The organism is Streptomyces sp. NPDC005728 (genome assembly GCF_040630895.1).
Taxonomy (GTDB): Bacteria; Actinomycetota; Actinomycetes; order Streptomycetales; family Streptomycetaceae; genus Streptomyces.
In genome coordinates, this window is sequence record NZ_JBEXYL010000001.1 from 344,736 (window position 1) to 366,669 (window position 21,934).

The following is a 21,934-nucleotide window of genomic DNA, read 5'->3' on the forward strand; positions in this document are numbered from 1 at the left end:
TCGAGGAGCCTCATCGGGTTCCGCTGGTGCTCGTGGACGGGGGCGACCTGCGCAGCGGTGGTCGAGGCTTCCGGTCACCCGGACCATGTGACTACTAGGCTGCGACGAGGGAACACGTGACCGACGTGCCCGAGAGCATCGCCCAGGAAGGCCGGTTCCCAGTTCGCGCGGGCATTCGGGTCGGGCCGAAGGCGCGCGCCGCATCCCGATCAGGACCGATCGTCACCACTGTCTCTGCCCCTACGACTGCCGGCTGTTGCCGGAGTTTCTCGGGGGGAGACAGGTGCGCCTGCGGCTCGACCGCGACCAGCGTGCGGGCTCCGGCTGCGAGATCGGCGTTGGTGCCCGACCGCAGGGCAGCGTCCATGTACCGCCGCTCTTGGACAGCGACAGGCGGCTCCGCCCCTGGGAAGGCGCTGCTGGCCACCACCGCGTACACCAGCGGCACGCCGCCGACCCTGCCGACTTTGCGTGCTCAGCGATCCGGACATGTCCTGAACATCGGTTCCGTGGGCGGCTTCGCCACCGCTCCGGCGGTGGGCCTGTACGGCGCGTCGAAATTCGCCCTCGAGGGCATTCCCGAGGCACTGCACGGCGAGTTGGCCCCGCTCGGCGTCCGCGTCACGATCATAGAGCCGGGCGGCTTTCGCACCGACTTCCTCAACAGCTCCGGCATCCAGGTCGAACCAGCCGGAATCGTTGACTACGTCGCCGGCGCGGGACCGGTGCGCGAGGCGCTGGCCAAGAACGACGGCCGCCAGCCGGGCGATCCGGCGAAGGCGGCCAAAGCCGTCGTCGACGTCACCGAGGCCGCCGAGCCGCCGCTGCGCCTGCAGTTGGGCGCGGACGCGGTCGAGCGCGTCGAGGCGAAGCCGGATCTGGTGCGACGTGAACTCGACCAATGGCGTCACGTGGCACTCTCCACCGCCATCTGAGCGGACGCCTTCGAGGGCAGCGCCCAGCTCAGACAGTCATCGGTCGGCATCTCCTCGCTCCGCTCGTGGGCAACGCACGCCATCCGGGCGTGCGTGATCGCTCTGGCCCGCCTCCGGCGCCGGCCCGCCCGGTCGCGGCCGCGGTCACAGCCGCAGCCGCAGCCGCAGCCGCAGCCGCCGTCAGTTCGTCGCGCAGGCCGCGCCGTTGAGCGTGAAGCCGTACGGCGCCCCGTTCTCGCCCTGCCATGTCGCGAGGAAGCCGAAGCTCAGGGTGGAGTGCGCGGCGACGGACTTGTTGTAGTCGGCGGCGGTGGCGGTGACGCGGGAGCCGTTCTGGTGGACCGTCGCGTCCCACATCTGGCCGACCTGCTGGCCGTCGCCGAAGGTCCAGGCGACCTGCCAGCCGGTGAGGGCCTTGTCGGTGGTGACGGTGACGGTGGCCTGGAAGCCGTCGGGCCACTGGCTGTCCAGGTTGTAGGCGACCCGGCAGGCGGTGGCGGGTGCGGTCGTACGGCTCGGGCTGCTGCCGGTGGTGGCGGAGGAGGTGCCCTGGGGTTCGGGGCCGGGGTCCTTCCGGCCGGACCGGCCCTTGATCGCGGTCGCCGAGGGGGTGGCGGAAGGCGTGCGGGAAGGGGTCGGCTCGGTGGCGGTGCCGGACGCGGTGCCGGCGGTGTCGGGGATGTCGGGGTCCGCGACCGGCTGCCGGTCGTCGCGGGCGGCGGCCGCCTTGCCGTCGCCCGCGTCGCCCGAGCCGTCGAACGGCATCATCGACACCCCGAGCGCCAGCACCGAGAGCAGGACGGCGGCGGCGAGCAGGCCGTTGCGCAGGACGCGGCTGCGGCCGGCGCTCTCCTTCGGGTCGCCGGGGTCGGCCTCGGCCGCGCCCGGCCGGCCCGCACCCAGACGGACCTCGGCGGCGCGGCGCCGGCGCTCCAGATAGGCGAGGCCGCCCCAGCCGACGACCCCGCCGACCAGCGCGGCGGGCAGGCCGCCCCCGTGCAGCCGCAGGCAGGCGGCGGCCTCGGCGCACTGCACACAGGTGGCGAGGTGCCGGGAGAGGTCGCCCGGCGTGTCCGCGGCCGGCGAGCGGGTGACGGCGTCCAGCAGACGGGCATAGCTGCGGCACTGCGCGTCCATCGGGGTGTCGACGTGCGCACGGTGGCAGCGGTCCCGGAACAGGGCGCGGACCTGGTCGAGTTCCTCGGTGACGGTGGCCGGGTCGAGGCCGAGCCGACGGGCCACGGTGGGCAGGGGCAGCGCCTCCACCTCGGCGAGCCACAGCAGCGAGGCGTCCGCGTCCTGCATGTCCCTGAGGCCGCGCAGCGCGACCGGGCGCTGCAGCGGCGGGCCGGTGTAGCGGGCGGCCTGGCCCGAGTTGAGCCACAGCCTCAGGTCGGGATCCAGCTTGTGGCCCTGGCCGTCGGCCTCCCAGCCCGCGGCCGTGTTGCGCACGGCGGTCAGCAGCTCCGGGATCATCGGCAGCCGGCCGACGCGCCGGGCGGTGCCGCGCACGGGCACGGTCCCGGCGCCGCGCACCTCGCGCATGCCGAGAGTGAACGCCTCGGTGGCCAGCTGATGCGCCGTCAGGGAGCCGGAGGTGCACAGGTCGGCGTACGAGAGCACGGCGTCCCAGCACTCCGAGAACAGCGCGGCCTCGGTGGCGTCCTGGGGGGTCGGCAGGTCGGACATGGGACTCCTGCATCCACGAGCGAGGTCAACTCACCATAGGGGGAATGGAGTTGGAGGGAACCTCGCGGCGGCAGGAGCCTTTCACGTCTTCGACACAACTGACAAGCGCCGTATTCAAATCCGGTGACCAGAAGGTCGCGTGATGTGACCGTGGCCGCCCGTGCCCATAACTCCGGCCTCTGATACGGATACGGGTGCCGTTCCGCTCACCCTCTCGCCGGTTCGCCGGGACGGATCACACCTCCACCGGGTCGGCGGCGGGCAGGCTGTCCATGAAGGAGCTGACGGAGAACACCGCACGGCCGGGTCCGGGCAGGCCGTAGCCGGGGGGCGAGGAGAGGCCGAATTCGTCCATCGTGGCCCGGTAGGCCTCCAGGAGCCGGATGTGGTACTCCAGCGGCGCGCCCTGCGGGTTGGCCTTGCCGAGCGGGGTGGTGGGTTCGGGGCACCAGGTGGTGAAGCGCGGCGTGATGCCGTGCGACATGAAGAAGCGCAGGCCCTCGGTGGTGGAGGCGATGGCCTCGTCGACGGTGGTGAAACCGAACGGCTCGGCCATCTCCACGCCCGCCACGAAGTTGGGGATCACGTTCCGCGCGCCGAAGATCTCCGCCGAGTCCAGAATCCGCCGGTGCCACTCGTCCCGGCCGACGTAGCGCTCCTTGCCGGGGCAGTACAGCTCGAACAGCCGGCGGTCCCACACCTCGAAGTTGGGGTGGTAGATCTGCACGCCGTAGTCCTTGAACCGCTGCACGTCCGCCTTCGGCAGCGCCTGCGCGACGACCTTGCCGATCCAGCGGCCCGGGAAGCGCTCCTCGATGGCCTTGGCGTAGTGGCCGTAGAAATCGGCCTCGTCCCGCCCCGCCACCGTCTTGGTGATGGCGCCGCCGGTGAGGGTGTAGGCGGTGGACGCCTTCTGGGTGTCGTACCGGTCGATGATCTCGAGGGCCTCGAGGACCTCCTCGACGTCCTTGACTCCTGTATACGGTCGACCGGCGGCCTTGTGCTGGCGCCAGTTGTGGTTGATGTCGCAGTACTGGCACTCCTCCTTGGCGCCGAAGTACTGGCAGACCCGGAAGACGGTGAGGTAGATCAGATAGCCCCACTGGATGGTGGGTGCCACCTCCATGACGGACTTCCCGTTGGAGAGCGTGTGCCGGTAGTACTCGGGCATCGGCGGCACACCGACGTCGGCGATCCGCTTCCCGTCGAGGTACAGCCCGAGCAGCCCCTCCTCGTCGGCGGCGACCCGGTACGGCGAGGCAGGGTTCACCCGTACGGAGACCACCGTACGGCGCAGGTCGTACGGGCCGCCGGTGAGGACGATCTCCTCCGGGGGCCGGCGCAGCGCCGCCTCGCCCAGTTCGGGCAGGGTGCCGTGGTCGAAGGAGAAGATGAAGTACGACTTCGGCTTGACCTCGCCGCTCTCGTTGTCACTGAGGGCGGACGGGTCGAAGGCGACGCCGCCGCGGAGCAGGTCCTCCTTGAAGACGGCCTCCCGTGGCACATGCGGGAAACGCTCCATCAGATCCTCGACCAGCGCGGTGCGACTGCCCATCCGTAATCTCCTCCCGGCTCAGGCGTTCGCCTCTCACCGTATGCCCCCGCTCCCGCGTCAGCCGTGCCGGGTCCCCGCACGCCGCGCGACGTGGCCCGGTACGGCGGTGTCGGCCGGCAGCGCCGGGTCGGGCACGGGCTCGCCCCAGACGGAGGTCAGCGGCAGGACTCCGGCCCACAGGCCGAGTTCCGCGTCGGGGCCGTCGCCGTCGTCGGGAGCGCCGGTCCGGATCTTGACGGAGGCCTCTTCGAGGGAGAGGGCGAGGAGGGTGGTGGCGGCGAGTTCCTTCCGGTTCGGCCGCCGGGCGTACGACCACTGCCCCGGCGTCGCCTGCTCGGTGAGCCGGCGGAGCCCCTCCAGCTTCTGCTCAGGACCGGTGACCTTGCGGGCGGTGCCGTGGATCATGGCGCTGCGGTAGTTCACCCCGTGCTCGAAGACGGACCGGGCGAGCACCAGCCCGTCGACGTGCGTGACGGTCACACAGACCGGGAGATCACCGGCCAGGCTGCGGCCGGCCACGGATCCGTGGACGTACAGCTGCCGCTCGTCCCGTCCGTACACGGTCGGGACGACCACCGGCCGCCCTTCGACCACCACGCCCAGGTGACAGACGAAACCGGCGTCCAGGATCGCGTCGAGATCGGCCCGCTCCAGACTGCCCTGCTCGCGCAGGCGGCGGTGGCGGGTGAGGTCGGTCTGCGGAAGCCGGGGGTCGAGCGGGTGAGACGTCATGTCCACCGAAGTTACCGAAATCGCAGATTATTGGCCATACCTTTGCTGAAAACGAAGGCGTGAGCCACCTGCACAACCGAATCAGTTGATCGACGCATCGCTCGCGCGAACCCTCGTCACGCCGTTCGCTCCAGCTCCGCGCGGTCGACTGCATACAGAAGACCGTCGCCCGCCGACAGTCGACCGGCTTCCTCCACCACCGTCCGCCCGAGCCGGGCCACCTCATTGCCCTGGGAACCGGCGAGGTGCGGGGTCACGAAGGCGTTGGGCAGGTCGAACAGCGGGGAGTCGGCGGGCAGCGGCTCGGGGTCGGTCACATCCAGCACGGCGCTCAGGCGTCCGGTGCGCAGTTCCGCAGTCAGCGCGTCATGGTCGACCAGGGCTCCGCGCGCGGTGTTGACGAGCACGGATCCGGTGGGCATCAGGGCGAGTTCGCGGGCGCCGACCAGATGCCGGGTCTCCGGGGTCTGCGGGGCGTGCAGGGTGACGATCTCCGAGGTGCGCAGCAGGTCGTCGAGGGACAGCAGGGGCACGCCGAGCCGGGCGGCCTCGGCCTCGTCGACGTACGGGTCGGCGAGACTCGCCCTCAGGTCGTGGGGCCGGAGCAGTTCGATGAGGCGACGGCCGACGCGGGAGGCGCCGACGATGCCGACGCGGCGGCCGTGGTTGCCGATGCCGGGGACGAGGTCGCCGTAGGGGAAGGTGCGGCGGGTGCGCAGCAGGTCGCGCTGGGCGAACACGTCCTTTCCGGCGAGCAGGATCATCGCGAGGGTGTATTCGGCGACCGGCAGCGCGTTGGCGGCGGCGGCCGAGGAGACGACGATGCCGCGCCGCCAGACCTCGGGCGTGGTGAAGCCCTTGACCGAGCCGGCCGCGTGCAGCACCGCGCGCAGTTCCGGGGCCGCGTCCAGGGCGGCCGCGTCCAGGCGGGGGCAGCCCCAGCCGGTGATCAGGACCTCGGTGCGGGCGAGGGGCTCTCGAAGCCGGGGGTCGGTGAAGTCCTGCGCCACCAGCCCGGGATCGATCTCCACGTGCTCACACAACCGGGCGAGCAGCTCCGGCGGAAAGACGTGCGGCACGTTGCGGGCCGCCATGGCGAACAGCGCCTGCGGACGCTCGGGCAAGGACGTACCCCTCCGACTCGGTGACCTGCGGACAGCAACCGCTCTCTAAGTTAGGTCCCGGCGAAAGAGAGGGTCAACGGACATGCGCTTGCGGGAAGGACGACAGGGATGACGGACACGGCGCCTACGGTCACCAACTGGGCGCGCAACATCACCTACAGGGCCGGGGCGTTCCACCGGCCGGACACGTTCGACGCGCTCAGGACCCTGGTGGCCGGCAGCGCGAGAGTACGGGTGCTGGGCAGCGGCCACTCCTTCAACCGGATCGCCGACCCCGGCGGCGACGGCGTACTCCTGTCGATCGCCAGTCTGCCGCCGCTGATCGACGTGGACACCGCGGCCCGTACGGTGCGGGTCTCGGGCGGCGTCCGGTACGCCGAGCTGGCCCGCAGGGTCCACGCCCACGGCCTCGCGCTGCCCAACATGGCCTCACTGCCGCACATCTCGGTGGCCGGCTCGGTGGCGACCGGCACCCATGGCTCGGGGGTGGGCAACGGCCCGCTCGCGGCGGCGGTGCGGGAGGTGGAGCTGGTCACGGCGGACGGATCGGTGGTGTCGATCGGCCGGGGGGACGCCCGCTTCGACGGTGCCGTGACCTCGCTCGGCGCGCTCGGCGTGGTCAGCGGGCTCACCCTGGACCTGGAGCCGGCCTACGAGGTCGAGCAGTACGTGTTCACCGAACTTCCGCTGGACGGGCTGGACTACGCGGCTGTGGCGGCGTCGGCGTACAGCGTGAGTCTGTTCACCGACTGGGGGGCGCCGGGCTTCCGGCAGGTCTGGGTCAAGCGCCGCACCGACCAGGCGCCGGTGGACTTCCCGTGGGCCGCTGCCGCGACCGAGGCACTGCACCCTGTGCCCGGGATGCCCGCGGGTAACTGCACGCAGCAGTTCGGGGTGCCGGGGCCGTGGCACGAGCGGCTACCGCACTTCCGGGCACAGTTCACGCCGAGCAGTGGTGAGGAGTTGCAGTCGGAGTATCTGCTGCCGCGGTCGACGGCCGTCGATGCGCTGTATGCAATCGACGATATTCGGTCGGCGGTCGCCGGCGTACTGCAGACCTGCGAGGTGCGTACGATCGCCGCGGACCCGCAGTGGCTCAGCCCGGCCCACGGCCGCGACTCCGTGGCCCTGCACTTCACCTGGATCGCGGACACGGAGGCCGTGCTGCCGGTGGTCCGCCGGGTGGAGGAGGCACTGGAGCCCTTCGATCCGCGCCCGCACTGGGGCAAGGTCTTCACCGTGCCGTCGACGGTACTCCGTGGACGGTATACACACCTGGCCGACTTCCGGCATCTGGCCCAGTCCCTGGACCCCACCGGCAAGTTCACCAACGCCTTCGTCCGGGATGTCCTGGGAGACTTTCTACACCCCCTTTCCTAAGCCCTTGTCGAACGTCCCTCCCAGCCCATAGCCTGACGCCGCGCCGGTGCCCACCCCGCCCCGGCCCGGCCTGACGGGATGGGAGGGGCAGCTCCGTGAAGCGCACATCACGTGACATCCGCACCGCGAACCGCTACGAGGTGCTGCGCCAGATCATCGCCGAGTCTCCCACCTCCCGGCAGGAACTGGCCGCCGCCACCGGACTGAGCCTGGCCACGGTCGCCACGCTCGTCGGCGAGCTGCTGGACCTGCGCATGATCACCGAGGTCGGCTTCGAGGACTCCGCGGGGGGCCGCCCCCGGGGGCTGGTCGCCGTCAACGCCTCGGGGGGCGCGCTGATCGGCGTCGACATCGCGGAGACGTACGTCCATGTCGAGCTGTTCGACCTGGCGCTGAACGTGCTGGCCCGCGCCGACGAGGACATGCGGCCCGGCGAGAGCCGGCCGGAGCAGGTGGTCGGCCATGTCGCCGCCGCCGTCGGCTCGGTGGTCGCGCAGGCCGGGGTCGAGGCGGCCCGGGTGCTCGGCGTCGGGGTGAGCGTGCCGGGCCAGGTGGACCGGGACACCGGGATCGCCGAGTACGCGCCCAACTGGAACTGGCACGACGTGCCGTTGCTCGATCTGCTCGCCGAACACATCGCCCACCCCCTGTACTTGGACAATCCGCTGCGCGCCTGCGCGATCGCCGAGCTGTGGTTCGGGGCGGCGCGGGGCCGCGGGGACGCCGTGGTGGTCAACCTCGGCACGGGCGTCGGCGCCGGCCTGGCCCTCGGCGGCGGCCTGCACCGGGGTGTGAGCAACAGCGCCGGCGAGTGGGGGCACACCACGCTGGTGCTGGACGGGCGGCTGTGCCACTGCGGCAACCACGGCTGCGTGGAGACGTACGTCGGCGCGCCCGGCATCATGCAGAACCTGCGCGAACTCAGTCCGCAGTCCGCTCTCTTGCACCCCGGGGACCAGACGGCCACCATCGACGCGCTGGCCGGGGCGGTCGCCGCAGAGGATCCCGTCGCGCTCAAGGTGGTCCGGGACACCGCCCGCTACCTGGGCGCCGGGATCTCCGACCTGATCAACCTCCTCAACCCCGAAGTGGTCGTGCTCAGCAGCTGGGTGGCGTCCCGGCTGGGCGAGCCGCTGCTCGGCGAGGTGCGCGCGGCCGTCGCCCGGCACGCGCTGAGGCGGCCGCTGGCCGCCACCGAGATCGTCCTCTCCCCGATCCCCACCGACCCGGTGTCCCTGGGCGCGGCCACGTTCGCGCTCGAGGGTGCTCTGCAGTCCGTCGGGCAGAGGACCGGCACCACCAAGCGCACCACCGCACCTGCAAGGAGCCGTACCGCACCGCCTTCATGACGACGGAAGGGATGCACGTGTCTCACCCCCGCACCGTTCCCGCCCGCAGGAGATCGGTCCTGCTGACAGCCGCGGCCGCACTGGCTGTCACCGGCCCGCTCCTCACCTCCCCGGCCGCGAACGCCGCCGAACCCGCGACGGCAGAGGTCTCCCCCCACGCAGCCCAGACCATCGACGACATAGGCGCCTCGGGCGCCTGGTGGGTCAACGACCTGAAGAACTTCGACCCCGAGGTCCAGGCGCGGGTCGCCAAGCTGCTGTTCTCGAAACAGGGCCTGGACCTGAGCGCGTACCGCTACAACATCGGCGGGGGCGGCACCGGCGTGACCTACGCGCCGCGCGCCCCCGAGGACTTCCTGAAACCGGACGGCGGTTACGACTGGAGCAAGGACCAGGCCGGCCGGTACTTCCTGTACGCCGCCGCCAAGTACGGCGTCAAGGACCTGATCGGGTTCGTCAACAGCGCGCCGGCGGCGTGGAAGACGAACGGCAAGAGCTGCGGCGGCTATCTGAAGGCGGAGAACGAGCAGGACTTCGCCCGGTACGTCGCCGACGTCACCGACCACTTCGCCCGGCAGGGCGTGCAGTTCGACTACATCAGTCCCTTCAACGAGCCGACGAACAGCTTCGACTCCTGCGGTCAGGAGGGCATGCTCGTCGACCCGTCCCAGCGGGACGACATCGTGCGCGCACTCGGCGCCGAGCAGCGGGCCCGGCACCAGAGGACGGGCATCATCGCCGACGAGTCGACCAGCACCGTCAAGTTCAACTCCGAGGTCCCGCAGTGGATCTCGCAGCCGGGCACGGCCCAGTACGTGTCCAAGCTCGCTCACCACACCTACGACAACCCGTCCGACGCGGACCGGGCGAAGGTGTACGAGACCTCCAGGGCGGCCGGCAAGGAGTCCTGGTCGACGGAGATCTGCTGCTTCGGCAAGGGCGGCACCGGCTGGGCGCAGGAGTACGACCCGACGATCGACGGCGGCCTGAACCTGTCCCGGATCATCCACAAGGACTTCGCGACCGCCCACGACTCGGCGTTCCAGTGGTGGGTGGCGCTGTCGGAGATGATCGGCAGCGACCCGCTCGCGAAGAACGGCGACGGCTGGAACGACGGCCTGATCTACTACGACCCGGACTACGCCACGAACGGCAACCAGACCCTGTACTTCACCAAGCGCTACTACGCGCTGGGCCAGTACAGCAAGTTCGTGAAGCCGGGCTCGGTTGCGCACGACGTGACCGGCGCGCCGGACGGCGTGGAGGTGTCGTCCTACGACCGGGACGGTACGTGGGTGGTCGTGGTGAACAACCACAACACCACCGACACCGCGCTGAACCTGCACTTCAACAGCCGTACGCCGGTGCGGGCCACGCAGGCGGTGCGCACTTCGGCGGACGAGAACTGGGCGAAGGCCGCGAAGCCGGCCGTGCGCGGCGGCACGGTCTCGGCGACGCTCGCGGCCCGTTCGGTCACGACGTACGTCTTCGACCAGAAGGGGCACGGCAGTTCGGCGCTGACCGGTGCGCTGGTGGGCAAGCAGTCCGGCAAGTGCCTGACCGCCGACGCCTCGGGCGCGGCGATCGCCACGTGCACGGGCGCGGCCGGACAGGCGTGGTCGTACGACGCACAGGGCACCCTGAAGGGGTCCGACGGTTACCTGACGGCCGGGACTTCGGGGCTGACATCGGCCGCCGCGACCGGTGACGGCACTCAGCGTTGGCTGCTGAACTCCAACGGGCAGATCGTCAATGAGGCCTCGGGCCAGTGCCTCGACGTCAGCGGGCAGGCGACCGCCGACGGCAGCAAGGTGATCCTCTACAGCTGCACCGGCGGCAGCAACGAGGCCTGGACCAGACAGTAGTCGGCCGCTCCCCGCGGGCCGAGGGCCGCCGGTCACGTCCCTGACCCGGCGGCCCTCAACTCCCTCTCTCCCTCCCTATGTTCGGGATTCCGAACCAGACACAACACTTCGAACAGACTTCGTTCGACCCCTTGCCGAAGGCTTAGCCGAAGGTTAACGTCCCCGCACCGCACAGCACTTCGAGCCATCTGGCAGTCACGCGGAGAGCCGCAGCAGTACTCGACAGACAAGGACGTCAGCATGTCGGCACAGAGCAGCACCTGGGACCGCCGATCGATCTTCCGGGCCGCAGCGGGCCTGGCCGCCGCCGGCACGCTCGCCGCATGCGGCGGCAACAACGGCCGTGGCGGCGGCTCCGGTTCGGGCAAGAACCTGGTCCAGTACTTCCACGCGTACGGCGAGGCCGGGGTCGAGCAGGCGGTCAAGCGGTACGCGAAGGCATACGACAAGGCCGACGTGTCCACACAGTGGATCACCGGAGCCGACTACGAGACCAAGCTCTTCGCCGCTCTGCTCACCAAGCAGGCGCCGGACGTCTTCGAGTTCCACCCGCAGATCCAGATGGTCAAGAGCGGCCAGGTGGCGGACCTGTCCGACATCATCGACCCGGTCAAGGACGACTTCAATCCGGCCGACATCACGTCGCACACGTTCGACGGCAAGATCTACGGCGTCCGGATGATCGACGACCCGCAGTTCTTCTTCTACCGGAAGTCGATGCTGGAGAAAGCGAACGTCTCCGTGCCGACCACCCTGGACGAACTGATCGAGGCTGCCGACAAGCTCACCACCTCCAAGGTCAAGGGCCTCTTCCTCGGCAATGACCTGCACGCGATCGAGCTGCCGCTGATCTGGTCGGCCGGCGCCGAGCCTCTCACCGAGAAGAACGAGATCGGCTACCACACCGACGCGGTCGTCGACGGCCTGCGCCTGCTCCGCAAGCTGTTCTCCAGCGGCAACCTGCTGCTGGACGCCCCGGCCGACTTCTGGGACCCGTCCGCGATCAGCCAGGGGCTGTGTGCCATCCAGTTCTGCGGCATGTGGGCGATGCCCGTGATGCAGCAGGCGCTCGGCGACGATCTCGGCGTCTTCGCCTTCCCGAAGGTCGGCAGCAGCGGAAGGCCCTCGGTCTACAACGGCGGTTGGTCGATGTTCGTCAACGCCAAGGGCAGCAACGTGGACGCGGCCAAGGAATACGTGAAGTGGCTGTGGCTCGACCAGAGGAAGTACCAGGAGGACTTCGCCACGTCCTACGGGTTCCACATCCCGCCGCGCACGTCGATCGCCGCGCAGGCCGGCAAGCTCAAGTCGGGTCTGCCCTCGGAGGGCGTGAAGCTCTTCAACACCTACGGGCACTTCGACAACATCAGCTGGACGCAGGCCATGTACAGCGCCTGGGACGCCGTCATGGCCGACTGCGTCCGCAAGGGCGGGGACCCGGAGGCCGCGCTCGACGCCTGCGACAAGAAGATCGACCGCGAGCTCAAGAAGCTCTTCGGATAGGTCGACGGACGGACCACGACATGTCGACCACCACCACGCGTGGCACCGCGCGCCCCACCCCGGCCAAGACCTCCAGGACCCGGCCGCGGCGGAGCCTGCGGGCCGCCAACACCCTGAACTTCTGGCTCTTCACCGGGCCGTTCCTCATCGGCCTGGTGATCTTCGTCTTCGTCCCCATCGGCTGGAGCATCTGGCTCAGCTTCTTCGACGCCCGCTTCACCGTCACGCCCAGCGACTTCGTCGGCTTCGCCAACTACCGGCACATGCTGACGAACAGCGACTTCACCGGCTCGCTGGTGACCTTCACCGTCTTCGCCGCCTTCATCGTGCCGACCACCTGGGCACTCTCGCTGGGTCTGGCACTGCTGGTGCACCGGCTGCGGTTCATGCGGGCGTTCTTCCGGTCGGTGTTCTTCCTGCCCACCGCCTGCTCCTATGTCGCCGCCGCCCTCATCTGGAAGATGGCCGTCTTCAACGGGGTCCGGTTCGGCCTGGCCAACACGGTGCTCGGCTGGTTCGGCGCCGACAACGTCGCCTGGGTGTCCAACCCGAGCCCGCCCTGGTACTGGCTGGTCATCGTGACCGTACGGCTGTGGCTGCAGGCCGGCTTCTACATGATCCTGTTCCTGGCGGCGCTGCAGAACATCCCGGCGGAGCTGTACGAGGCCGCCTCGATCGACGGTGCCAAGCCCGGCTGGCAGACCTTCCGGTACATCACGCTGCCGCAGCTGCGCGCGACCTCCACCGCGGTGATCCTGCTGCTGCTCATCGCCGCCTACCAGGCCTTCGACGAGTTCTACAACATCATCACGACCAGGGCGACCTGGGGTCAGACGCCTCTCATGCAGCTCTACAAGACAGCCCTCGGCGCCAACCAGGACTACGGCTCCGGCAGCGCGGGAGCAGTCATCCTGACCGCACTGATCTGCGTCATCACCCTGCTCCAGGGCAAGATCATGGGCTTCGGAAGGGGTGAGGAGGCCAAGTGACCACCCAGACACCCTCGTCGGACACAACGCATCGCGTCAGGCGCGGGAGCGTCCTCGGCAACACGGGCCTGTACCTCGCCGTCAGCGTCGCCGCCGTGCTCTTCCTGCTCCCCTTCTACCTGATCGTCCGCAACGCACTGTCGACGGACCCGGAGATCACGGGAGAGAACTGGAAATGGTTCCCCACACACCTGCGGTGGGGCAACATCAGCGAGCTGTTCGACGACGAGACGGTCGACTTCGGCAGGGCCCTGTGGAACTCGACGGTCATGGCCGTCCTCATGACCGCCGGCATCCTCCTGATCTGCTCCATGGCCGGCTACGGCCTCGCCCGCATCCCCTACCGGCACGCCAACAAAATCTTCTACGCCGTCCTCGCGACCCTGATGGTCCCCACCGCCGTCACCTTCGTGCCGAGCTTCGTCCTGGTCTCCTCCCTCGGCTGGGTGGACACCTACCGGGGTCTGATCATCCCGGGCCTGTTCAGTGGTTTCACCTGCTTCCTCTTCCGGCAGTACTTCCTCGGGTTCCCGAAGGAGCTGGAGGAGGCGGCGCGCGTGGACGGGCTGAGCCACTGGAGCGCGTACTGGCGGGTCGTCGTACCGAACTCACTGAACTTCTTCGCCGCCATGGCGACGATCACCTTCATCAGCGGCTGGAACGCCTTCCTGTGGCCGCTGGTCATCGGCCAGGATCCGAGCGCCTGGACGGTCCAGGTCGCGCTGTCGTCGTACATGACCAACCAGACCGTCAACTACCACCTGATCTTCATGGCGACCGCCATTTCCATCCTGCCCCTGCTCTTCGTGTTCCTCTTCCTCCAACGCTGGCTGGTACAGGGAATCGCACAGACCGGCATCAAGGGCTGAGCTAGGAGACCGATGTCTTTGCACACCACCACCGACTACGTCGAGGACGTCTCGCCGGGCTCCGGGGCCCTGCCGCCCCGCGCCTGGTACGCGTCCTCGGACGCCGAGTCCCTCTCACTGAACGGCAGCTGGCGCTTCAGGCTGTCGGACACGGCCGACGCCGAGGACGACTCCTTCGCGGAGGAGGGCTACGACGCCGGCGGCTGGGCGGAGGTGTCGGTCCCCGGCCACTGGGTCCTCCAGGGCGGCGGCTCCTTCGGATCCCCCATCTACACCAACCACCTCTACCCGTTCCCGGTCGACCCGCCCCGCGTGCCGACCGAGAACCCCACCGGAGACCATCTGCGCGTCTTCGACCTGCCGCAGGACTGGCCGGCCGGCGGCGGGGCGGTGCTGCGCTTCGACGGCGTGGAGTCCTGCGCCCGGGTGTGGCTGAACGGCACCGACATCGGCGAGTTCAAGGGCTCCCGGCTGCCGCACGAGTTCGCGGTCGGCCATCTGCTGAAGACTGTAGGCAATGTACTGGCGGTCCGTGTCCACCAGTGGTCGGCGGGCTCCTACCTGGAAGACCAGGACCAGTGGTGGCTGCCCGGCATCTTCCGTGACGTCACCCTGCTGCACCGCCCGGCGGGCAGCGCCCTCGACTTCTTCGTGCACGCCTCCTACGACCATGTCACCGGCACCGGCACTCTGCGTGTCGACTCCGACGTGGACGGCCGGGTGACCGTCCCGGACCTCGGCATCGACATCCCGACCGGCGAGCCGGTGACGGTGCCGGCCGAGCCCTGGTCGGCGGAGCGTCCGCGGCTGTACGACGGTGTGCTGGCCACCGAGGGCGAGCGGGTACCGCTGCGCATCGGCTTCCGCACGGTGGAGCTGTCGGACGGCCTGATCAAGGTCAATGGCCGGGCGGTCCTCTTCAAGGGGGTCAACCGGCACGAGTGGCACCCAGAGCTGGGCCGGGCGCTCGACCCGGACACCATGCGCGAGGACGTGCTGCTGATGAAGCGGCACAACATCAACGCCGTCCGCACCTCCCACTACCCGCCGCACCCCGCCTTCCTGGACCTGTGCGACGAGCTGGGCCTGTGGGTGATCGACGAGTGCGACCTGGAGACCCACGGCTTCACCGAGCAGGCGTGGCGGGGCAACCCGGTCGACGACGACCGCTGGACCCCGGCGCTGCTCGACCGCGCCGGCCGGATGGTCGAGCGGGACAAGAACCACCCCTCGGTCGTGATCTGGTCCCTCGGCAACGAGGCCGGCACCGGCCGCGGCCTCACCGCGATGGCCGAGTGGATCCACGGCCGCGACTCCTCACGGCTCGTGCACTACGAGGGCGATCTCGGCTGCCGTGACACGGACATGTACTCGCGGATGTACGCCGACCACGCCGAGGTCGAGCGGATCGGCCGCGGCCTGGACGGCGGCACGCACAGGCGCCGCGAACTCCCCTTCATTCTCTGCGAGTACGGGCACGCCATGGGCAACGGCCCCGGCGGACTCGCCGACTATCAGCGGATCTTCGAGACGTACGAGCGGCTCCAGGGCGGCTTCATCTGGGAGTGGATCGACCACGGCATCAGGGACGAGCGGTACGGCTACGCCTACGGCGGTGACTTCGGCGAGGAGCTGCACGACGGCAACTTCGTCTGCGACGGCCTGCTCTTCCCCGACCGGCAGCCCTCCCCCGGCCTGGTCGAGTACAAGAAGGTGATCGAACCGGTCGGCATCGAGGCCGACGGCTCGGGCCGGACCGTCCGCGTCACCAACAAGTACGACTTCGCCGACCTGTCGGCGCTGGCGTTCACGTGGTCCTACCAGGTGGACGGCGAGACGGTCGGCTCCGGTGCCCTGCCGGTGCCCGCGCTGGCGCCCGGCGAGTCGGCCGAGGTGAAGCTGCCCGAGCCGCCCGCCGCGACGCCGGCCGGCGAGGCCCACTGGACGGTACGGGCGGTGCTCGCCGACGAGACCCCGTGGGCGCCGAAGGACCATGTCGTGGCCTGGGGCCAGTTCGCCGTGTCCGCGCGGCAGGCGCCGTCGGTCGCGGCGACCGACGGTCCGGTGCTCGGAGACGGGCGGATCACCCTCGGCCCGGCCTCCTTCGACGCGCGCACGGGCGCGCTGCGGACGATCGGCGGGGTGGACGTCTCGGGGCTGCGGGTGGACGTGTGGCGGGCGACCACCGACAACGACGACGGCGCTGCCTGGCAGACCGACCTCCGCTACGGCCTGCTGTGGCGCAAGCTCGGTCTGCACCGCATGCGGCACCGGCTGGAAGCGGTGGAGCTGGGCGACGACGCGCTGACGGTGCGCACCCGGGTGGCGCCTGCGGCCTGGGAGATCGGACTGTCGACCGTATACCGCTGGACGTCGGACGGGAATCGTCTACAGCTGACCGTATCCGTGACACCCGAAGGCGACTGGACCGTTCCACTGCCCCGGCTCGGCATCCGCTTCGGATTGAATACAGCCGACCGTGTGCAGTGGTACGGCGGCGGCCCGGGTGAGGCGTATCCGGACAGCAGGATGGCGTATACCGTCGACCGCTGGCAGTCGACCGTGGATGATCTACAGACGCCGTACGTCCGTCCGCAGGAGAACGGCGCCCGCGCCGACGTCCGCTGGGCGGAGATCGGCGGCCTGCGCATCGAGGGCGACCCGGAGTTCTTCTTCTCCGCCCGCCGCTGGACGACCGAGCAGCTGGATGCGGCCGCCCACCGCACCGACCTCACGCCCGGCGCAACGGTGTGGGTCAACCTCGACCACGGCCTGCACGGCCTCGGCTCCCAGTCCTGCGGACCCGGCCCGCTGCCCCAGTACCACCTGCGGGCCGAGCCCGCGCAGTTCTCCTTCGTGTTCTCGCAGACCCCTTCGCCGGACTCCTCTTCGGAGACCAGTTGACTGACACGGTCCTGACGACCTCCGCGGCCGGCCGGCGGCTGTTCACCCGGCCGGCCGCGGTCGCGTCCTGCGGGGGCTTCGTCCTCATCGGCATGCTCCAGGCGCTCTACGGCCCGGCGGTCCCCGGCCTGCGTGCCGAGTTCGGTCTGTCCCCCTCGGGCGCGGGCCTCGGTCTGAGTCTGCACTTCACCGGCGGGGTGGCGGGCGTGCTCGTCTTCAACGCCGTGCATTCCCGGATCAGCAACCGTTCGCTGCTGGCGGCCGGTTACGTTCTGATGGCGGTGGGCGGCGCGGGCTTCGCGCTCGCCCCGGGCTGGCCGATGGCCCTGGCCGCCGCGTTCCTCGGCGGCCTCGGCTTCGGCGGCATCGACTACGGCCTCAACCAACTCTTCGCCGTCGGCTTCGGCGACCGCTCCACGGCCATGCTGAACGTCCTCAACGCCCACTTCGGCATCGGTGCGGTTCTCGGCCCGGCGGTGGTGGCGTGGGCGGGCCCGGACGACTACGCCTGGGGGTTCGGGGCATGCGCGGCACTGGCGGCGCTGCTGACGCTCGTCGGCTCAAGGGGCGTACGGACACAGGCATCCGGCAACACATCATCCGCGTCATCCCGGGGCGCCCTCGGGCTCCCCCGCATCCTCCTGGGCTTCCTCGCCCTCTACATCCTCAACGTCGCGGTGGAGGCGGGCGTCGGCGGCTGGGAGCCCACGCATCTGGAGACCGTCGGTCACAGCGCGGCCGTGGCCGCCTCGGCGACCTCCGTGTACTGGCTGATGATGACGGCGGGCCGCTTCCTCGTCGTCCCCCTGACGCTGCGGTACCCGCCGGAGCGGATCCTCACCGTGTGCGCGGCGGGCATGACGGTGTGCCTGCTGCTGGCGCTCGTCGAAGGGGCGGCGCCGGTGGCGTACGCCGGAGTCGGTCTGTTCATCGCGCCGGTCTTCCCGACCGGACTGCCCTGGCTGAACAGGGCTCTGCCGCAGGCCCGACGCGCAGGGGCCTGGGTGATCGCCGCCTCGTTGATCGGTGGCGTGGCAGCGCCGCCGCTGCTCGGGGCGGGCATCGAGGCCTCGGGCATCCAGGCGGTCCCGTGGCTGCTCACGGCGCTGTCCGCCGCCTCGCTCGCGGCGACCCTATGGCTGATCCGACTGACCCGGAGGTTCCTCGAGTGACCGGCAGCATCCAGGTGCGCGGCCTGTCCCGCACCTTCCGCACCACCGTCCGCCGTCCCGGTTTCGCGGGGGCGCTCCGTTCGCTGGTCAACCCGGAGCGCGTGGCCAAGCACGCCGTCTGCGACATCTCCTTCGACGTCGCCCCCGGTGAACTCCTCGCCCTGCTCGGCGTGGCGGCGTACCTGGGGGCGCGGCTGCTGTGGCGGTGGAGCCTCGGGCACTACACGGGGGTGAACGGATGACGGGAGCCGGAGCCGGACAACCGGCGGCCGGCCGGTCGGCGGCACCGCCGCTTCAGCGGTTCAAGCGGCACTCTCACGTCATGTATTAATGTTGAACAGTTTTCTCAACTACCCTTCAAAATCAGTGGTGTTGAGATGAGCATGAGAGTCATGCGACCCATGAGACGACTCCTCACCGCCCTCGCGGCCGGCGCGCTGACCCTCGCCGGGATGTCCGCCTCCGCCGGCACCGCCCAGGCTGCGACCTCCGGCTCGTTCAGCGTGCTCACGTACAACGTGGCCGGCCTTCCGGAGGGCCTCAGCTCCAGTCGTCCGGCGACCAATACTCCGTTGATCTCACCCAGGTTGGCCGGGTACGACATCGTGAACGTCCAGGAGGACTTCAACTACCACGCGGCGCTGTACGCGGGCGACAACCATCCCTACCGCACGGCGACCAGCGGCGGTGCCGGCATCGGCGACGGGCTCAACACCCTCTCGAAGTACCCCTTCGAGGACTTCGAAAGGGTCAGGTGGAACGCCTGCACCGGCACCAACTGCCTGACCCCGAAAGGATTCACGCTGGCGCGGGTGCGCGTGGCCGAGGGCGTGTACGTCGACCTGTACAACCTGCACCCCAACGCCGACGACACGGACGACGCCCTCGCCGCGCGCCGCGCCAACATCGCCCAGGTGTCGGCGTTCATCCAGGCCAACTCGGCCGGCAACGCGGTGATCGTCATGGGCGACACCAACACCCGCTACACGCGCGCCGGCGACAACATCCGCACGCTCGTGAACGACAACGGTCTGACCGATGCCTGGGTGCGGCTGGTGAAGGGCGGCACGGCCCCCGCACAGGGCGCCGACCCGTTGCTGTGCCCGACGTCGGCCCCGTCGAACGGCTGCGAGGTCGTCGACAAGGTCCTCTTCCGCGGCAGCGACCTGCTCTCCCTCGACGCGACCCGCTACAACGACGAGTGGGCCGAGTTCGTCGACTCCAGCGGCGGGAACCTCTCCGACCACTTCCCGCACACCGTCGACTTCTCCTACACCCTCAACCCGAAGCTCCGTGCGAGCGGCTTCTTCGGCGGGCCGCACGGCACGGCCTTCAACGACGCCGACGACCTCCCGGCCGCTGTCGTCCCCCGCACGCTGACCCTGCGCGGCGACGCCCGCCTGGACGCGGTCTCCCTGACCCACGACGACGGTACGGTCCTCGCGCACGGCGGCACCGGCGGTACGGCCGTCTCCCTCACCCTGGGCGCCGGCGAGCACCTCTCCTCGGTCAAGCTGACGGAGGGTCAGAAGGACGGCCGTACGCGGATCTTCTCGGCCTCCTTCGGCACCGACAGGGGGCGCACCCTGTCCGCCGGTACGGCGACCACGGACACCACCACCTTCACCGCGCCGTCCGGCTGGCAGATCGTCGGCTTCACCGGCCGCTCGGGCGACGAGATCGACAAGCTGGGGGTGTTGTACGCCCCGATCGACTGAGGCCGCCCGGACACGCCCCCACGCAGACGCCCGGCCACCTACCTAGATACCCTAGGATAATCCCTAGGCATCCAAGGAGGTGGCTCATGGCACGTGCGGGACTCACCGTCGACCGGCTGGTCGCGGCCGCCGCCGACCTCGCCGACGAGGCGGGCTTCGAGAACGTCAGCCTGTCCGCGCTGGCCCGGCGCTTCGGGGTGAAGGACGCGAGTCTGTACTCGCACGTCCGGAACCTCAACGACCTGCGCACCCGGCTCGCGCTGCACGCGGGCGGCGAGCTGATCGACCGGATCGCGGCGGCCGTGGCGGGCCGGGCCGGGCAGGACGCGCTGGCCGCGTTCGCGAGCGCGTACCGGGCGTACGCGCTGGAGCACCCGGGCCGGTACGCGGCCACCCAGATCCGTATCGACCAGGCCCTGATCGCCGGCTCCCCCGCCCTGCGCCGCACGGCCGAGATCACCTACGGCATGCTGCGCGCCTACGGCCTGGACGAGCCGGATCTGACGGACGCCGTCCGTCTGCTGCGCAGCACCTTCCACGGCTACTGCGCCCTGGAGTCCACGGGCGGCTTCGGCGCGGCCCGCGACGTCCAGGCCTCCTGGGACAAGGCGGTCGAAGCCCTGCACCTCGCCCTCACACACTGGCCCCGGGAGCAGAAGAACGATGACTGAACCCCTTCATCACGACGTCACGGGCAGCGGTCCCGTCCTCCTGCTCGTGCCGGGCGGTGCCGGGCACCCCATGGGGCTCGGCCCGCTCGTCGAGCGGCTGGCGCAGCGCTTCACCGTGGTGACGTACGACCCGCTGGGCCTCGCCCACGGCCGGCTCGGCCAGCCGGTCCCGGACCAGCGTCCGGCGGACTGGAGCGAGGGGGCGCACCGCGTGCTGGAGACGGTGCTGCCCCCGGACGAGCAGGCCTACGTGTTCGGGACCAGCTCCGGCGGCATCGCCGTCCTCGACCTGCTCACCAGGCACCCGCGGCGCCTGGCGCACGTGGTGGCGCACGAGCCGCCGTGTGTGACGGTGCTGCCGGACGGCCGGGAGCGGCGGGAGGAGCTGATCGGGCAGCTGGACGGCCCCGGACGGCCGCCCGCCGAGGGCGCCGACGCAACCCCGATGGGCATCTTCCTCGCCCACGTCCTGCGCCCGTTCTCCGCCCACCTACCCTCCCTCACCGCCCCCGAGCACCGTCTCACCCTCGCGGTCGGCACCGACTCGCGCGGCCAACTCCTCTACCGCACCGGCGAGTCGCTCGCCGATCGCTTCGGCAGTCGACGGGTGGAGTTCCCGGGCGGGCATATCGGCACCCTGGATCACCCCGTGGAGTTCGCCGACGTCCTCGCCGAAACACTCCTCTCCAGTGCACGCACCTCGTCGTAGGAGGGTGTCGTACCGCCCGGTACCCGCCCGGCCGCGATGTCGGCCACCGCGTCCAGGGCCGCGCCCAGCGCCCGCCGGTAGAGCAGCGAGCCGAGGCTGATGCGGCGGACGCCGAGGCGGGCGAGCTGGGGAACAGTGGGTCCGGCGGGCGAGTAGAGGAGGTTGAGCGGGGCCTCGACGTGCCGGACGAGGGTTTCGATCCGGCCGGGGTCGGTCAGCCCGGGCACGAACACCCCGTCGGCGCCCGCCCGTTGGTAGGCGTGGAGGCGGCGCAGGGTGTCCGTCTCGTCGCCGTCGCCCAGCCAATAGGTGTCCGTGCGGGCGTTGACGAACAGGCCGGGCACGGCAGCCTTCACCGCGGCGAGCTTCGCGGCGTGGCGGGCGGTCGGCCCGAGCCCGTCCTCCAAGTTGATGCCGACGACCCCGACGGCCCACAACTGCCGTGCCAGGTCGGCGACTTCGTCAGGGTCGCCGGAGAAGCCGTCCTCGGCGTCGACGGAGAGCAGGTACGGCTCCGGGCCGAGGGTGAGGGCGAGGCGCAGCGTGTGGTCGCGGGTCGCGGCCTGGCCGTCGGGAAGTCCGACGGCCGCCGCCACGGCGAGACTGGTGGTGCCGATCGCGGGAAAGCCGCGGGCCGCGAGGGCGGCGGCCGAGGCGTGGTCCCAGGCGTTGGGCAGAAGCAGCGGCTCGCCGTGGCGGTGGTGGAGTGCGGCGAAGGGTGTCGCGGCAGGCTCTGCGGTCATACGCCCACGCTAGGCGCGGGTCGTTTC

Annotated in this window: 17 protein-coding genes and 1 pseudogene; 13 read left to right on the forward strand and 5 right to left on the reverse strand. The window is 70.5% G+C overall.

Features of this window, described 5'->3' with window-relative positions; translation table 11 throughout:
- Positions 1-365: 365 nt before the first annotated feature.
- Positions 366-935, forward strand: coding sequence for an SDR family NAD(P)-dependent oxidoreductase (locus tag ABZ471_RS01510; RefSeq protein ID WP_359061158.1), 570 nt, complete (start codon positions 366-368; stop codon positions 933-935).
- Between the two features lie 180 nt (positions 936-1,115).
- On the opposite strand, the gene ABZ471_RS01515 is transcribed toward ABZ471_RS01510, so the two are convergent.
- The 4 genes from ABZ471_RS01515 to ABZ471_RS01530 form a co-directional block, all read right to left on the reverse strand.
- Positions 1,116-2,624 (reverse strand): cellulose binding domain-containing protein, encoded by a 1,509-nt coding sequence (locus ABZ471_RS01515; RefSeq protein ID WP_359061160.1) that lies wholly within the window; start codon positions 2,622-2,624, stop codon positions 1,116-1,118.
- Positions 2,625-2,859: 235 nt separating this feature from the next.
- Positions 2,860-4,179: a radical SAM protein gene (locus tag ABZ471_RS01520; RefSeq protein ID WP_359061162.1), complete on the reverse strand. Its 1,320-nt coding sequence runs from the start codon at positions 4,177-4,179 to the stop codon at positions 2,860-2,862.
- A gap of 57 nt (positions 4,180-4,236) precedes the next feature.
- Entirely contained in the window at positions 4,237-4,911 is a 675-nt protein-coding gene (locus tag ABZ471_RS01525) for a pyridoxamine 5'-phosphate oxidase family protein (RefSeq protein ID WP_359061164.1), read from the reverse strand.
- Between the two features lie 116 nt (positions 4,912-5,027).
- Positions 5,028-6,035 carry a hydroxyacid dehydrogenase gene (locus ABZ471_RS01530; RefSeq protein ID WP_359061166.1) on the reverse strand — a complete coding sequence of 336 codons (1,008 nt, stop codon included), beginning with the start codon at positions 6,033-6,035 and terminating at the stop codon, positions 5,028-5,030.
- A gap of 108 nt (positions 6,036-6,143) precedes the next feature.
- On the opposite strand from ABZ471_RS01530, the gene ABZ471_RS01535 reads away from it, so the two are divergent.
- From ABZ471_RS01535 to ABZ471_RS01590, 12 genes and pseudogenes are all read left to right on the forward strand, one after another.
- A complete protein-coding gene (locus tag ABZ471_RS01535; RefSeq protein WP_359061168.1) occupies positions 6,144-7,415 on the forward strand; it encodes an FAD-binding protein in 1,272 nt (423 codons plus the stop codon).
- A gap of 95 nt (positions 7,416-7,510) precedes the next feature.
- Complete coding sequence (locus ABZ471_RS01540; RefSeq protein WP_359061170.1) at positions 7,511-8,764, forward strand: ROK family transcriptional regulator; 1,254 nt, start codon at positions 7,511-7,513, stop codon at positions 8,762-8,764.
- A gap of 11 nt (positions 8,765-8,775) precedes the next feature.
- On the forward strand, positions 8,776-10,629 hold the full coding sequence (locus tag ABZ471_RS01545; protein WP_359061172.1) for a glycoside hydrolase: 1,854 nt from the start codon (positions 8,776-8,778) through the stop codon (positions 10,627-10,629).
- A 240-nt stretch (positions 10,630-10,869) separates the two neighbouring features.
- Complete coding sequence (locus tag ABZ471_RS01550; protein WP_359061174.1) at positions 10,870-12,132, forward strand: sugar ABC transporter substrate-binding protein; 1,263 nt, start codon at positions 10,870-10,872, stop codon at positions 12,130-12,132.
- 20 nt (positions 12,133-12,152) lie between these two features.
- Positions 12,153-13,121 (forward strand): sugar ABC transporter permease, encoded by a 969-nt coding sequence (locus ABZ471_RS01555; protein WP_359061176.1) that lies wholly within the window; start codon positions 12,153-12,155, stop codon positions 13,119-13,121.
- Positions 13,118-13,990, forward strand: a complete 873-nt coding sequence (locus tag ABZ471_RS01560; RefSeq protein WP_359061178.1) for a carbohydrate ABC transporter permease — start codon at positions 13,118-13,120, stop codon at positions 13,988-13,990. The genes ABZ471_RS01555 and ABZ471_RS01560 overlap by 4 nt, the downstream gene beginning before the upstream one ends.
- 12 nt (positions 13,991-14,002) lie before the next feature.
- The gene (locus tag ABZ471_RS01565; protein WP_359061180.1) at positions 14,003-16,894 is read left to right on the forward strand and encodes a glycoside hydrolase family 2 TIM barrel-domain containing protein; all 2,892 of its coding nucleotides are present in this window, start codon (positions 14,003-14,005) and stop codon (positions 16,892-16,894) included.
- Complete coding sequence (locus tag ABZ471_RS01570; protein ID WP_359061182.1) at positions 16,891-18,066, forward strand: MFS transporter; 1,176 nt, start codon at positions 16,891-16,893, stop codon at positions 18,064-18,066. The genes ABZ471_RS01565 and ABZ471_RS01570 overlap by 4 nt, the downstream gene beginning before the upstream one ends.
- Positions 18,063-18,236, forward strand: a pseudogene (locus ABZ471_RS01575) (ABC transporter ATP-binding protein); the annotation flags it as partial. The gene ABZ471_RS01570 and the pseudogene ABZ471_RS01575, both read left to right, overlap by 4 nt.
- A 231-nt stretch (positions 18,237-18,467) precedes the next feature.
- Positions 18,468-19,784, forward strand: coding sequence for a jacalin-like lectin (locus ABZ471_RS01580; RefSeq protein ID WP_359061286.1), 1,317 nt, complete (start codon positions 18,468-18,470; stop codon positions 19,782-19,784).
- Between the two features lie 86 nt (positions 19,785-19,870).
- The gene (locus tag ABZ471_RS01585; protein WP_359061184.1) at positions 19,871-20,455 is read left to right on the forward strand and encodes a TetR-like C-terminal domain-containing protein; all 585 of its coding nucleotides are present in this window, start codon (positions 19,871-19,873) and stop codon (positions 20,453-20,455) included.
- Positions 20,448-21,164, forward strand: a complete 717-nt coding sequence (locus tag ABZ471_RS01590) for an alpha/beta hydrolase (RefSeq protein ID WP_359061186.1) — start codon at positions 20,448-20,450, stop codon at positions 21,162-21,164. The genes ABZ471_RS01585 and ABZ471_RS01590 overlap by 8 nt, the downstream gene beginning before the upstream one ends.
- Here the strand turns inward: ABZ471_RS01590 and ABZ471_RS01595 are convergent.
- Positions 21,098-21,907, reverse strand: coding sequence for an isocitrate lyase/phosphoenolpyruvate mutase family protein (locus ABZ471_RS01595; protein WP_359061187.1), 810 nt, complete (start codon positions 21,905-21,907; stop codon positions 21,098-21,100). The genes ABZ471_RS01590 and ABZ471_RS01595 overlap by 67 nt on opposite strands.
- Positions 21,908-21,934: the final 27 nt, after the last annotated feature.